General features: G+C 59.0%; 12 protein-coding genes and 1 pseudogene. 4 read left to right on the forward strand and 9 right to left on the reverse strand.

The window, feature by feature from the left end; translation table 11 throughout:
* Nucleotides 1–161: 161 nt before the first annotated feature.
* The 6 genes from odhB to sdhC all read right to left on the reverse strand — a co-directional run bounded on the left by odhB (nucleotide 162) and on the right by sdhC (nucleotide 7,525).
* Entirely contained in the window at nucleotides 162–1,349 is a 1,188-nt protein-coding gene (gene odhB, locus AB5Y92_RS09100) for a 2-oxoglutarate dehydrogenase complex dihydrolipoyllysine-residue succinyltransferase (RefSeq protein ID WP_245097638.1), read from the reverse strand.
* A gap of 33 nt (nucleotides 1,350–1,382) precedes the next feature.
* The gene (gene sucA, locus AB5Y92_RS09105) at nucleotides 1,383–4,193 is read right to left on the reverse strand and encodes a 2-oxoglutarate dehydrogenase E1 component (RefSeq protein ID WP_368226553.1); all 2,811 of its coding nucleotides are present in this window, start codon (nucleotides 4,191–4,193) and stop codon (nucleotides 1,383–1,385) included.
* A 115-nt stretch (nucleotides 4,194–4,308) separates the two neighbouring features.
* The gene (locus AB5Y92_RS09110) at nucleotides 4,309–5,025 is read right to left on the reverse strand and encodes a succinate dehydrogenase iron-sulfur subunit (protein WP_005333549.1); all 717 of its coding nucleotides are present in this window, start codon (nucleotides 5,023–5,025) and stop codon (nucleotides 4,309–4,311) included.
* A gap of 16 nt (nucleotides 5,026–5,041) precedes the next feature.
* Nucleotides 5,042–6,808 (reverse strand): succinate dehydrogenase flavoprotein subunit, encoded by a 1,767-nt coding sequence (gene sdhA, locus AB5Y92_RS09115; RefSeq protein ID WP_199427444.1) that lies wholly within the window; start codon nucleotides 6,806–6,808, stop codon nucleotides 5,042–5,044.
* 1 nt (nucleotide 6,809) lies between these two features.
* Nucleotides 6,810–7,154, reverse strand: a complete 345-nt coding sequence (gene sdhD / locus AB5Y92_RS09120) for a succinate dehydrogenase, hydrophobic membrane anchor protein (RefSeq protein WP_005333558.1) — start codon at nucleotides 7,152–7,154, stop codon at nucleotides 6,810–6,812.
* On the reverse strand, nucleotides 7,148–7,525 hold the full coding sequence (gene sdhC, locus AB5Y92_RS09125) for a succinate dehydrogenase cytochrome b556 subunit (RefSeq protein ID WP_005333571.1): 378 nt from the start codon (nucleotides 7,523–7,525) through the stop codon (nucleotides 7,148–7,150). Before sdhC ends, sdhD begins: the two co-directional genes overlap by 7 nt.
* Nucleotides 7,526–7,967: 442 nt before the next feature.
* Here sdhC and AB5Y92_RS09130 point away from each other — a divergent pair, with 442 nt between their 5' ends.
* Together AB5Y92_RS09130 and AB5Y92_RS09135 are read left to right on the forward strand one after the other, a co-directional pair.
* Nucleotides 7,968–9,254 (forward strand): citrate synthase, encoded by a 1,287-nt coding sequence (locus tag AB5Y92_RS09130; protein WP_368226555.1) that lies wholly within the window; start codon nucleotides 7,968–7,970, stop codon nucleotides 9,252–9,254.
* Between the two features lie 92 nt (nucleotides 9,255–9,346).
* Nucleotides 9,347–9,667 (forward strand): DUF4377 domain-containing protein, encoded by a 321-nt coding sequence (locus AB5Y92_RS09135; RefSeq protein WP_368226557.1) that lies wholly within the window; start codon nucleotides 9,347–9,349, stop codon nucleotides 9,665–9,667.
* 78 nt (nucleotides 9,668–9,745) lie between these two features.
* On the opposite strand, the gene AB5Y92_RS09140 is transcribed toward AB5Y92_RS09135, so the two are convergent.
* Nucleotides 9,746–10,186 carry an acetyltransferase gene (locus AB5Y92_RS09140; RefSeq protein WP_257124797.1) on the reverse strand — a complete coding sequence of 147 codons (441 nt, stop codon included), beginning with the start codon at nucleotides 10,184–10,186 and terminating at the stop codon, nucleotides 9,746–9,748.
* 58 nt (nucleotides 10,187–10,244) lie between these two features.
* Nucleotides 10,245–11,090: a DUF5718 family protein gene (locus AB5Y92_RS09145; RefSeq protein WP_368226559.1), complete on the reverse strand. Its 846-nt coding sequence runs from the start codon at nucleotides 11,088–11,090 to the stop codon at nucleotides 10,245–10,247.
* A gap of 338 nt (nucleotides 11,091–11,428) precedes the next feature.
* Here AB5Y92_RS09145 and AB5Y92_RS09150 point away from each other — a divergent pair, with 338 nt between their 5' ends.
* The gene (locus AB5Y92_RS09150; protein WP_075115100.1) at nucleotides 11,429–11,821 is read left to right on the forward strand and encodes an NUDIX domain-containing protein; all 393 of its coding nucleotides are present in this window, start codon (nucleotides 11,429–11,431) and stop codon (nucleotides 11,819–11,821) included.
* Nucleotides 11,822–12,310: 489 nt separating this feature from the next.
* Nucleotides 12,311–13,429, forward strand: coding sequence for a glycerol dehydrogenase (locus tag AB5Y92_RS09155; RefSeq protein WP_368226561.1), 1,119 nt, complete (start codon nucleotides 12,311–12,313; stop codon nucleotides 13,427–13,429).
* Nucleotides 13,430–13,532: 103 nt separating this feature from the next.
* On the opposite strand, the pseudogene AB5Y92_RS09160 reads toward AB5Y92_RS09155, so the two are convergent.
* A pseudogene (locus tag AB5Y92_RS09160) lies at nucleotides 13,533–13,986 on the reverse strand (hypothetical protein); the annotation flags it as partial.

Below are 13,986 nucleotides of genomic sequence, written 5' to 3' on the forward strand. Positions count from 1 at the left end.
TCCGTGTTGTAGGTATTTCCGTCCGGGGCTGGTGTTTCTCAATCCCCTGTGAATGGGGGCCTGGGCGGCCCCTCGTTATCTTTCAATCGCTCGGGTATTACTCAAACGTCCAGCAGCACATTCGGCTCGGGACGCAACCCCCTTGCCCGGGTGCCACAGGCTTAGACGTCCAGCAACAGACGGGTCGGGTCTTCCAGCAGCTCCTTGACGGAGACCAGGAAGCCTACCGATTCGCGTCCGTCGATGAGACGGTGATCGTAGGAGAGCGCCAGATACATCATCGGCAGGATCTCGACCTTGCCGTCAACGGCCATCGGGCGATCCTGGATCTTGTGCATGCCCAGAATGGCGCTCTGGGGCGGGTTGATGATCGGGGTAGACATCAGGGAGCCGAACACGCCACCGTTGGTGATGGTGAAGTTGCCGCCAGTCAGTTCATCCACAGTCAACTTGCCGTCACGGCCCTTGCCCGCCAGATCCTTGATGGCCTTCTCGATGTCCGCCAGGCTCATGTTGTCGCAGTCGCGCAGCACCGGCGTCACCAGACCACGGGGGGTAGAGACGGCGATGCTGACGTCGAAGTAGTTGTGGTAAACCACGTCATCGCCATCGAGCGCCGCGTTCACTTCCGGATAGCGCTTGAGGGACTCCACCACCGCCTTCACGTAGAAGGACATAAAGCCGAGCTTGATGCCGTGCTTCTTCTCGAAGATCTCGCCGTACTGCTTGCGCAGATCCATGATGGGCTTCATGTTGACCTCGTTGAAGGTGGTCAGCATGGCGGTGGTGTTTTTCGCTTCCAGCAGACGCTCGGCAATGCGCTTGCGCAGACGGGTCATCGGCACCCGCTTCTCGCTGCGACCGGCCAGTGCGGCAACCGGCGCGGCCTGAGCGGCAGCAACCGGAGCAACAGCGGCAGGCTTGCTCAGCGCCTTGATGTAGGCTTCCACATCATCCTTGGTGATGCGACCGCCCTTGCCGGTACCGGTCAGCTTGGCAACGTCGATGTCATGCTCGCCAATCAGGCGACGCACGGAGGGGCTCAGGCCATCGGCGCCATCATCGGCAACCGCTTCGGCCGGCTTCTCTTTGGTCTCTTCACCGGCTACGGCAGCCGCCTTGATGGTGGCGATCAGCTGGCGGGAGAGGACGGTTGCCCCTTCTGCCTGCAGGATGTCGCCCAGCACGCCAGCTTGCGGTGCCGGCACTTCCAGCACGACCTTGTCGGTTTCGATGTCGACCAGCACTTCATCACGGGCAACCAGATCACCCGGCTTCTTGTGCCAGGTGGCAATGGTGGCATCCGCCACTGATTCCGGCAGGTCCGGTACCTTGATCTCGATAGTCATCTAATCAGTTCCTTGTTACTTCTTGTTCAGGGCTTAGGCCAGAGTAAGGGCATCTTCCACCAAGGCTTTCTGCTGCTTGGCGTGGACGGACATGTAACCAACCGCCGGTGAGGCGGACGCCGGACGACCGGCATAACGCAGGGTGGCTCCGGTCGGCAGCACCTCATCGTAGTTGTGACGGGTGCAGTACCAGGCGCCCTGGTTCTGCGGCTCTTCCTGACACCAGACAAAGTCGGTGACGTGGCTGTAATCGGCCAGAATGGCGCGCACTTCCTCTTCCGGGAAGGGGTAGAGCTGCTCAATTCGCACCAGTGCCACATCTTGCTGCTCAGCCTTGCGACGGGCATCGAGCAGGTCGTAGTAGACCTTGCCGGAGCAGAAGACCACGCGCTTGACCGCTTTCGGATCCAGCGCATCGATCTCGCCGATGGCGTTCTGGAAGGTACCTTCCGCCAGCTCTTCAAGCTTGCTCACCGCCAGCGGATGGCGCAGCAGGGATTTGGGCGTCATGACGATCAGCGGACGGCGCATCGGGCGCACTACCTGACGGCGCAGCATATGGAATACCTGCGCCGGGGTAGAGGGCACGCACACCTGCATGTTGTGCTGGGCACACATCTGCAGATAACGCTCCAGACGGGCGGAGGAGTGCTCCGGTCCCTGCCCCTCGTAACCGTGCGGCAGCAGCATGGTCAGGCCGCACATCCGGCCCCACTTCTGCTCACCGGAGGAGAGGAACTGGTCGACCACCACCTGAGCGCAGTTGGCGAAGTCACCGAACTGGGCTTCCCAAATGGTGAGGCCGGCCGGCTCGGCGCTGGCGTAGCCATATTCAAAGGCCAGTACCGCGTTCTCGGTCAGTACCGAGTCATACACCTCGAACGGGCCTTGCTCGTCGTGCAGGTTGCACAGCGGGGTGTAGGTGCTGGCATCGGTCTGGCTGTGCAGCACGGCGTGACGGTGGAAGAAGGTGCCACGGCCGGAGTCTTCACCGGTAAAGCGGATACGGGACCCCTTGTCCACCAGAGTGGCGTAGGCCAGGGTCTCGGCAAAGCCCCAATCCACCAGCTTCTCGCCAGCGGCCATCAGACGGCGGTCTTCGTAAATCTTCTCGACCTGACGCTGCAGCACGTGGGTGGCCGGATACTGGCTCACCCGCTCGCCGAGGCTCTTGAGGTGATCCATCGGCACGGCACTCTCATAGGCCATGTTCCAGTCGTGGCCCAGATAAGGGGTCCAGTCGACGGAGTGCAGCTCCATCGGCCGCCACTCCTTACTTACCCGCTCGCCGCGATCCAGCGCTTCGCGATACTCGTTGACCAGTTCGGTCGCCCGCTCCTGGGCGAGGCTCCCCTCGGCCACCAGCTGATCGGCGTAGATCTTGCGCGGGGTCGGGTGCTGCTTGATCTTCTGGTACATCAGCGGCTGGGTTGCACTCGGCTCATCCGCTTCGTTATGACCGTGACGACGGTAGCAGACCAGCTCGATCACCACGTCGCGTTTGAAGGTGTTGCGGTAATCCAAGGCAATCTGGGTCACCAGCACCACAGCCTCCGGATCATCCCCGTTGACGTGCAGCACCGGCGCCTGCACCGCCTTGGCGATGTCGGTGCAATATTCGGTGGAGCGCAGGTCACGGATATAGGAGGTGGTGAAACCCACCTGGTTGTTGATGACGATGCGCACCGTCCCGCCGACACCATAGGCACGGGTCTGGGACATGTTGAAGGTCTCGGCCACCACGCCCTGACCGGCCATGGCCGAGTCACCGTGAATGGTGATGGGCAAAACGCTGGAGCCATCCTTGTCACCGCGACGATCCATACGGGCACGGACCGAGCCGATGACCACAGGGTTGACGATCTCGAGGTGAGAGGGGTTGAACGCCAGCGCAAGGTGGACGTTGCCACCCGGGGTGGCGAAGTCGGAGGAGAAGCCCATGTGGTACTTCACATCACCGGTGCCCCAGGATTCGCCATGCTTGCCGGCAAACTCGTCGAACAGGTCCTGCGCCCGTTTACCCAGCACGTTGATCAGCACGTTGAGACGACCGCGGTGGGCCATACCGATAACGGCCTCTTTGCAGCCCTGCTCACCGGCGCGACGGATCAGCTCCTTGAGCATGGGGATCATGGCGTCGCCACCTTCCAGCGAGAAGCGCTTGGCTCCCGGGAACTTGGCGCCCAGATATTTCTCCAGCCCTTCGGCAGCGGTCAGGCTCTCGAGGAAACGGGTCTTCTCTTCGAGGGTGTAGCTCCCCTTCCCTTCAATGGATTCGAGACGCTGTTGCAGCCAGCGCTTCTCTTCCGTGGAGGTGAGGTGCATGTAGTCGGCGCCGATGGAGCCGCAATAGGTCTTCTTCAGCGAGGCGTAGAGGTCGGAGAGCACCATGGTCTCGCGACCGATGGCGTAGGAGCCCACATTGAAGGTGGCCTCCATGTCTGCGCCCTGCAGGTTGTGGAACGCAGGGTCCAGTTCGGCAACGGTTTCACGCTGCCACAGGCCCAGCGGGTCCAGATTGGCATTCTGGTGACCACGGAAACGGAAGGCGTTGATCAGCTGCAATACCCGCACCTGCTTGGCATCCACTTGCGGATCGGAGACGGGGGCACTGTAGCGAGAGGGATCCTTGGCCAGACGACGGAAATAATCGCGGACCTGGGAGTGGGGTTGTTCAACCGCATGGCCATTGACCTGGGGCAGCTCGCTAAACAGGCTGCGCCACTCGTCGGACACGGAGTCAGGATTTTCCAGGAAGGATTCGTACAAATCCTCAATATAGCTTGCATTCGCACCAGCCAGGTGAGATGACTCCAACCAGGCCTTCATCACGCCGTTATGCATTTCTATCCCTTGTACTTCTTGTTACTGCTGCGCAGCTTGTAGGGGTCAAATAGCCATCCTGCCACGAGTGGGATGGCTATCCAGAGGTCGGGCCAGCACCTGGCCGGCCCTGATACTAAACAGCCCGATTGAGCAACATCGACTTGATCTGGCCAATCGCCTTGGTCGGGTTCAAGCCTTTCGGACAGACGTTCACGCAGTTCATGATGCCATGGCAGCGGAACACGCTGAAGGCGTCGTCCAGATTCCCCAGTCGTTCGGTGGTCGCGGTGTCGCGGCTGTCAGCCAGCCAACGGTAGGCGGCGAGCAGCCCAGCCGGACCGATGAACTTGTCGGGATTCCACCAGAAGGAGGGGCACGAAGTGGAGCAGCAGGCACAGAGAATGCACTCGTACAGGCCGTCAAGCTTGGCGCGCTCTTCGGGGGATTGCAGGTGCTCACGCACCGGCGGCAACTTGTCATCATTGATGAGGAAGGGTTTGACCTTCTCCCACTGGGTGTAGAACTGGGTCATGTCGATCACCAGATCACGGATCACCGGCAGGCCGGGCAAGGGGCGGATAACGACGTTATTGCCCTTCTTCAGCAGGTCGGAGAGCGGGGTGATACATGCAAGACCGTTCTTGCCATTCATGTTGAGACCGTCTGATCCACAGACCCCTTCGCGGCAAGAGCGGCGGAAGGCGAGCGTGGGATCCAGCTCTTTCAACTGGATCAGTGCGTCGAGCACCATCATGTCGGAACCTTCAGGAATATCAAGACGATATTCCTTCATATGGGGGACGTTATCAACATCCGGATTGTATCTGTAGACAGAGAATGTGACGTTCATAGGGCTGGCTCCGCAATCAGTAAGTCCGGACCTTGGGCGGGAACGCCTCACGGGTCTTGGGTGACATGTTGACAGCGCGACGGGTCATGGACTCGGTGTCCGGATGATAGAGGCTGTGGCACAGCCAGTTCTCATCGTCGCGATCCGGGAAGTCGAAGCGGCAGTGAGCGCCGCGACTCTCGGTACGGAAGTTGGCGGCAACCGCCGTGGCAAACGCCGTCTCCATCAGGTTGTCCAGCTCCAGGCACTCGATGCGCTGGGTGTTGAACTCTTTGGAGGTGTCATCCAGACGGGCTGACTTGAGGCGTTCGCGGATAACCTTGAGCTCGGCCAGCCCCTCTGCCATCGCCGCACCTTCACGGAATACGGAGAAGTTGTTCTGCATGCAGCGCTGCAGGTCTTTGCGGATCTGCACCGGGTCTTCCCCGTCACGGCAATTTTCCCAGCGGTTGAAGCGGGCCAGTGCGGCATCCAGATCCGACTCGGAAGCATCACAACCGTGCTCCATCTCGCCCAGAGTGTTGACCAGATGCATGCCAGCAGCGCGGCCGAAGACCACCAGATCCAGCAGGGAGTTGCCACCCAGACGGTTGGCGCCGTGCACGGAGACGCAGGCAATCTCGCCCACCGCAAACAGACCGACCACCGGTACATCGTTGCCGTTCTTGTCCTGGGTCAGGCACTGGCCATTCACGTTGGTCGGCACGCCGCCCATCATGTAGTGGCAGGTCGGGATGATCGGGATCGGCTCTTTGACCGGATCCACGTGGGCGAAGGTACGGGAGAGTTCGCAGATCCCCGGCAGACGGGATTCCAGCACCTCTTTGCCGAGGTGATCCAGCTTCAGCTTGATGTGCGGGCCCCAGGGACCATCGCAGCCACGGCCTTCACGGATCTCGATCATGATGGAGCGGGCCACCACGTCGCGACCGGCCAAGTCCTTGGCGTTTGGCGCGTAACGCTCCATGAAGCGCTCGCCATCTTTATTGAGCAGATAGCCGCCTTCACCACGACAGCCCTCAGTTACCAGCACCCCTGCCCCGGCGATGCCGGTCGGGTGGAACTGCCACATTTCCATGTCCTGCACGCCGACGCCGGCACGCAGCGCCATACCGACACCGTCACCTGTATTGATGTGGGCATTGGTGGTGGACTGGTAGATACGACCGGCACCGCCAGTCGCCAGCACGGTGGCCTTGGCCTTGAAGTAGACCACTTCACCGCTCTCCATATCGATGGCGGTACAACCCACCACGTGGCCATCCTGGTTTTTCACCAGATCCAGCGCATACCACTCGGAGAAGACGGTGGTCTTGTTCTTGACGTTCTGCTGATAGAGGGTGTGCAGCAGGGCGTGACCGGTACGGTCGGCGGCCGCTGCGGTACGAGCAGCCTGCTCGCCACCGAAATTCTTGGACTGACCACCAAACGGACGCTGGTAGACAGACCCGTTATCGAAACGGGAGAAGGGCAGCCCCATGTTCTCCAGCTCATAGATAGCCTCGGGACCGGTTTTGCACATGTACTCGATGGCTTCCTGATCACCGATGTAATCGGAACCTTTTACCGTGTCATACATATGCCACTGCCAGTTGTCATCGTGGGCATTGCCCAGCGCAACCGTGATCCCGCCCTGGGCGGAGACAGTGTGAGAACGGGTTGGAAAAACCTTGGACAACAGAGCGCAGCTCTTGCCGGACTGGGCAATCTGCAGCGCGGCGCGCATACCGGCACCACCGGCACCAATCACCACAGCATCAAATTCACGAGTTGGAATAGTCACCTTACACACCCCACAGCACGACGAAACCCGTCATCAGATAGACAAACAGCACCACGACCAGGGCAAATTGCAGCGCCCCGCGCAGCCCTACCGGCTTGATATAGTCAGTCAGCACCTGCCACAGACCAATCCAGGCGTGGATCAGTACGCAGAGCAGGGTCAACAGGGTGAATACCTTGGTGAATGTTTTGGCGAAGAAGCCTGCCCACACCTCGTAGGTGATGTCATTGAACGCGACAAATCCCACCAGATAGAGGACATAACAGGTCATGATGAGGGCGGTGGCGCGGATCAGGATGTAATCGTGAACGCCGCTGCGCCCGAAGGTTGCAGAATTGGTTACCATACAAGCACTCCCGCCAATACAGCCAGGATCGCGGTGATCACGAAGGCCACGCGGGCGCTCTGATTGCCGGATTCCAGCTCTTCCCAATAGCCCATATCCATGACCAGATGACGCAAGCCGCCCACAATGTGGTATGCCAGCGCAGTCAGGATCCCCCACAGCACGAGTTTGACCAGGAAGTTGTCCATGATGGCAACCACGGTTTCAAACCCTTCGGGAGAGGCGAGTGAAGTACCAAGCATCCACAGCAAGATGCCCAGTGCAACAAAGGTAATGACCCCTGAAACACGGTGCAGGATGGATGCAATGGCAGTGACAGGAAAGCTGATCGTCTGTAGGTCGAGGTTGACCGGTCTCTGTTTGTTTTTCACGCTTGCCCACTCAGCTCCATTGAGCACGTTAGTTATTGTTTTAACTCACACTTGAGGGCACGGAATGGTGATTGTTGGTTTTTTGTTACCAAAACACTCTGAAAAAGCCAAAACGCGAGTTTTCGGTTTCACATCAGGCTTTGCCAAAGCGTTTCAAACACCCGCAGCCATGACCCACGTGGCGCAGTATATCGGCGGCCTTAACCGAAGACAATCAATTAGCTACAAAGAAAACACAAAACCGCAAACTCGATCGCATATTTAATTTAACATTTCATTAATGCCATTAATGGGGTTTCAGCAAAATTGACATTGATAAGGAACTCTGTTTCAAATAAGGCGCTCCAGCCACTTCGGTATGGGTAACAACCTTTGCCAGCGTCATAAAAGTCGTAATAGAGTAGGACTGGAACCAAATTATAAAGAGCAAAGGAGACGTGCTATGGCTGATAAGATAGCCACCCTACACCTGCCCGGAAAAGATCCGGTCGAACTGCCGATCCTCTCCGGCACCATCGGCCCGGATGTTATCGATGTCAGAAAATTGGGATCACAGGGGTATTTCACCTTTGACCCCGGTTTTATGGCCACCGGTTCTTGCAAATCTGCCATTACCTACATTGACGGGGATCAGGGTGTCTTGCTGCACCGTGGTTACCCCATCGCCCAGTTGGCCACCCAGGCCACCTATCTGGAAGTCTGCTATATCCTGCTGTACGGCGAAGCGCCGACCAAGGCCCAATATGCCGAATTCGAACGCCTGGTCACCCGCCACACCATGGTGCACGAGCAGATCGCCTTCTTCTTCCGCGGCTTCCGTCGTGACTCCCACCCCATGGCCATCATGTGCGGTGTAGTCAGCGCCCTCTCCGCCTTCTATCACGATGCCCTCGACATCAATAACGAGCAGCATCGCGAGATCTGTGCCTTCCGTCTGCTCTCCAAGATGCCGACTCTGGCAGCCATGTGTTACAAGTACTCCATCGGCCAGCCGTTCATGCAGCCGCGTAACGCCCTCTCCTATGCCGGTAACTTCCTGCACATGATGTTTGGCGTGCCGACCGAAGAGTACAAGGTCAACCCCATCGTTGAACGCGCCATGGATCGAATCTTTACCCTCCATGCGGATCACGAGCAGAACGCCTCCACCTCCACCGTTCGTCTGGCTGGTTCCTCCGGTGCCAACCCGTTCGCCTGTATCGCCGCGGGGATCGCCTCCCTGTGGGGACCGGCCCACGGTGGTGCCAACGAAGCCTGCCTGCGCATGCTGGAAGATATTGGCTCGGTGGATCGCATCCCCGAGTACATCGCCAAGGCCAAGGACAAGAATGATCCGTTCCGTCTGATGGGCTTCGGTCACCGCGTCTACAAGAACCACGACCCCCGTGCCACCGTGATGCGCGAAACCTGCCACGAAGTACTGACCGAGCTGCAGATCAAGGATCCGCTGCTGGACGTGGCCATGGAGCTGGAACGTATTGCGCTCTCCGACCCCTACTTCGTCGAGAAGAAACTCTACCCGAACGTAGACTTCTACTCCGGTATCATCATGAAGGCGATCGGCATCCCGATGAGCATGTTCACCGTGATCTTCGCCATCTCCCGCACCATCGGCTGGATTGCCCACTGGAACGAGTTCCACTCAGACCCGGACAGCAAGATTGGTCGCCCACGCCAGCTCTACGTAGGCCACCCGCTGCGCGAGTTCACTCCACTCGAGCAGCGCTAACCACTGCGCTGATATGGTTTGTTACAAAGGCGGTCATTGACCGCCTTTTTGTTTGCCGCTCTAATGCCCCCTTTCGCGTTAAGGAGTCCATTATGAAACCACTGTTTATCAGCGCAGCCTTGCTGCTGACCGCCTGCCAGAGCACCCCCACCTCGTCACAGGGGGAGACCCTCTATATCAACAGCCAGTTGGTCGATTGCGTCGGAGTTGGCCCAATGCAGTGCATGCAGGTTCGCAGTGATGAGCAGCAGCCCTGGACGCTGTTCTACCAAAATATTGAAGGTTTCCAGTTCGAGCCTGGCTATCGCTACCAGCTCACTGTCAGCAAGGAGCAGCTCACCGATGTGCCGGCCGATGCTCCCTCCGTGCGCTATCAGCTGATCCAGGTGGTGAACAAGGTCGCCAGCAAGTAACAAACACGATCAAAAAAACGGGGGATGGCTGATGCCATCCCCCGTTGGTTTATGGGTACTGCGCCTCATCAGGCACGATCAGGTCGGCGCCAGCGCCATATGCAGCAGCGGATAGGGCTTGCCCTGACCATCCAGCGGCGAACGACCCGTCACGGTGAATCCCATCTTCAGATAAAAGCCCACCGCCTGTTCGTTCTGCTCGTTGACGTCAACCAGCGTCGCGCCGCCCTGCGTGATGGCATGTGCCACCAGCAAACGCCCCACGCCACTGCCGCGTGCCTCGGGAGCCACAAACAGCATCTCCAGCTTGCCCTCGTGTACCCCGCTAAAACCCGTAATGTGCCCCTCTTCTGTGCGGGCACAGTGCAGTGTCACCGCATCGAAGTAGTGCTCCAGAATAAGCGGTTTGAGCGCGAGGATCTCGGCCTCGGGCAGGAAGTGGTGGGTCGCCCGCACCGAGGCCTCCCACAGCTCGATCAGGGCCGGATAATCGGCCCGCGTTACAGTATCAATCTTCATCAATGACTCTTTGTTGCAGCCCGCAGGATGGCTGTGGCCTCCCCGCGGGCCAATCTGATTAGCGCGCCTGCACCGCTTGCAGCAGCACCGACATATCAGCGCCAAAGTTGCGGCTGCGGATCGCTTCACGAATATCCGCTTCGCTATAACGGCTGCCCGGATAGACCACCACACAGGAGGTGTCGCCAGGCTTGAGGAAGTGGGTCTCGCCAAATGGGGTATAACGGGTGGCGCCGATACTGATGAGCGCGTGGGGAGGATGCCCCGCCTGCGCCAGCAGCCCCTGAATGTACTCCGCCGGCCCCTCATCCTGCTGATGATTGAACTTGTCGATGGCCCAGTCGAGCAGCTTGCCGTGGAAGTAGCTGTAGTCGATGGCGGCGCTATCTACCCCGTAGGCGTGCAGCTCACCGTCCCGCTCCAGATAGCAGGCGATGCGATAGTCATCGAGCTCGCAACCGGCGGTAAAACCGGAAAGCGGCAGCAGGTTGGCTGCCAACCCCTTGCTCTCTTCGCCCCAGTTCTTCTTCTCGCTGATTTTCTTGGCGTTGGGACGGCGGATGGAACAATCGTTATAGGCACCAAAGGCGCGGGGATGGATCGCCACCACCTGCTTGCCGGCATACTCCAGCTCGCACCAGAGGGCTACTTCCGGCTCGATCTGCACCTTCTCGTCACCACTGACCGCCGCTTCCGGCAGGAAGATCGCCTTGTCGCTCAACGGGAATACCCCAAGCTGACCCGGATGGCCCGGCACGAAGAAGGGGAACAGCGCCTTGGGCGCCGTGGTATCGCGCACCACGACCGCTACGAAGTCCGACGCTTCACCCGCCTGCTCCAGATGACCGGCGAAATTGCCCGCGACCCCGAGTCCGATAAACTTGCTCTCTGCTGCTATCTGCATCTTGCTCACCTGCATCTTGCCAACGCAAGGTAGCAGGCTCGTCGCCTACTACCGCTAAAGTGGCAAGATTAAACCACAAGGACCCCGCCTTCGCCCAGTCCGGCCCTGTCGTGATGTGCGCCAGTGCGCTTTTTTAGGGACGAGAAGGCTGTGGTGAACCAGCCATTGCGCACTCATTCAGCTACGCGGTCACCGCGCTGGAAACAGTGCGTTTCCGGCATCTCCCCTCTTTCTCCTTGGGACTCAACTTCATCTTTGTTAGGCTGCCGGCATGCAAAACAACTGTGCGTTTGAGTGCGCCACTGCTCATCACGGCAACCCCATTGGAGAGAAAACAGATGATCGACAAACTCGCCTGGCTCACCTTTAAAGATCAGCAACTGCTCTGCGCCCGCTCCCACGGCAAGGGCATCTATTACATCCCGGGCGGCAAGCGGGAACCGGGCGAGAGCGACGAGGCGGCGCTGATCCGCGAGATTGAGGAGGAGCTGGCTGTCACCCTGCAACCCGACACCCTGCGCTTTGCCTGCGAATTCAACGCTCAGGCCGATGGCAAACCGGCAGGTGTCGAGGTGAGACTGCGCTGCTACACCGGCGAAGCGAGCGGCACCCCGATCGCATCGGCCGAAATTGCCGAGCTGCGCTGGCTCGACAGCTCTCACCTCGATGAGCTCTCCCCCGTCTCCCGCCTGCTGTTTGTCTGGCTGGTTGAGCAGGGGTTGATCCGCTGACAAGTCGTACTCGCGGCGAGCATACATATCCACCTCATATGAACCAACGGTGGCAATCAGCCACATAACAGCGCAACGACAAGGATGTCAGATGGACATTGTGGAATGTTTATAGTGCAGCGACATACCAAAGCGCATGCAACGCCGATGACACTCTTGCTGCAACCGTCATCTTCTATAAACCGCTCTGACCATCCCCTATCTCTTATCCACATACAGCAGGGCCGCACCAAGCGGCCTTGCTTGTTGCCCGTGTGACTGTTTGTTGCAGCAATATGGCTTGCGACGGATTGCCACGATAGAGCCATTGCTCCTGTATGCCTCAACACCGCCAATCGCTCGCCCCAAAATACAACCAAATAAACAGAAAGATTAATTAATGATTAAAACACCCCCCTTTTCTGCTTCATCTATTGCCTCATCAGGCGTATCGTGAGAGACCCATTTGATAATCAAATCTATGTTGTTCACTGCCTTGAGGAATAATGGATGCCCACTTTGCCCCGTACAGTTACCTCCCCCAAAAAGTTCATCGTCGGTCAGCACCTTCTCCCACAACTCCATGAACACGTTAAAGATTTTGGTGACTATGCGTTGCTCATCAGCGATGAGTTCATTCTGGAGCGAGTACGGGAAGAAGCTTTGGCGGGGCTCCTGCAGGCAGGCCTCAGGGGAGTGGTCGACAAGTTTCGCTATGAATGCACCGAACAGGAGATCCACCGCCTGACCCACCTTGCAGAGCAATATGGTGCGAACGTGATTGTCGGGATCGGCGGCGGCAAGACGCTGGATGTCGCCAAGGCCGTGGCCTTCTATCTGCGCCGTCCGGTTGTGCTGTTCCCGACGATTGCCTCTACGGATGCCCCCTGTACGGCGCTGGCGGTGATCTACAACCAGGCGGGTGAATTTGAACGCTATCTGTTCCTGCCGCAAAATCCGGACGTGGTGCTGGCTGACACGGCCATCATTGCCGCCGCCCCTCCCCGCTTCTTTTCCGCAGGCGTCGGCGATGCCCTGGCCACCTATTTCGAGGCGCGCGCCTGCTATCGGGCGGACGGGCTCAATCTGGTCGGCAAGCGTCCTTCACGCACTGGCCTTGGTCTGGCAAAGCTCTGTTACGAGCTGCTTGGTGAAAACATCGAGCTAGCCATGGATGCGATACGCCACCATGTCTCGACCCCGGCGCTGGAGCAGGTTATCGAGGCCACCATCTACCTCAGCGGGGTCGGCGCCGAAGCCGGTGGACTGGCCGCCGCTCATGCCGTCAACAACGGCATGTCACTGATCGCGGAGCTCCATCGTGCCCAGCATGGCGAGAAGGTGGTCTTCGGCCTGCTGACCCAGCTCGTGCTTGAGCGCGCCCCGCAACATGAACTGGATGAGGTGTTTCGCATCATCGACTGTGCAGGTCTGCCCATGACGCTGCAAGAGCTGGGGCTCACCCACTTTGATGAAAGTGAGTGGCGCAAGGTGGCGCAGCTGGCCTGCGATCCCCTCGATACCATGGGCAACATGCCGATGACAGTGAGTGAACAGGATGTCTACGCCGCCATGGTAGCGGCCAATGCCATGGCTGAGCGTTATCGCCTCCGCCATCCCCGCATCTGATTGCTTGCCGCACTAAACAGTGCAAACAGTCAAAAGGCTTGCCCATTGGCAAGCCTTTTTCATCTGCATCCCCTTGTCGGGATAGACGAAAGTCAGCGCAGTATCAGGGCAGTTTCACCGCTCGCACTGCAACCTCTGGCAGGGCGAAGGCATCTTGCGCGGCGATGAGTTGCAGCTCGTAAGCCTGCTGGCGCCAGGTCTCCTGCAGCACCGCATCCACCGAGGCGTTGGTGCGCTCGAACGCGCTGACCGCATCGTGACCAGCCAGCAAATTGGCCAGCATCAGGGCGCTGATAAGATCGCCCACCCCCACCGGCTGGCGGGCAAAGTCATAGAGCGGACGGGCAATCAGATAATCCCCTTGCGGCGTTGCCAGCAGCATCTCGAAGCGGCTGGAGTCCTGCGCCGCACGACCGAGATGCTTGACCAGCACCAGCTTGACGCCGCGGGCCAGCAGCTGATGGGCAGCCGCGCGGGTCTGATCCAGATCAGCCAGATGGGTAACACGGATTGGCCACAATGACCGCTCACAATCGGTTAGAGGCTGACTAATGGAT

It is taken from the genome of Aeromonas sp. R1-1 (genome assembly GCF_040908495.1).
In the GTDB taxonomy this organism is placed as follows: Bacteria; Pseudomonadota; Gammaproteobacteria; order Enterobacterales; family Aeromonadaceae; genus Aeromonas; species Aeromonas veronii.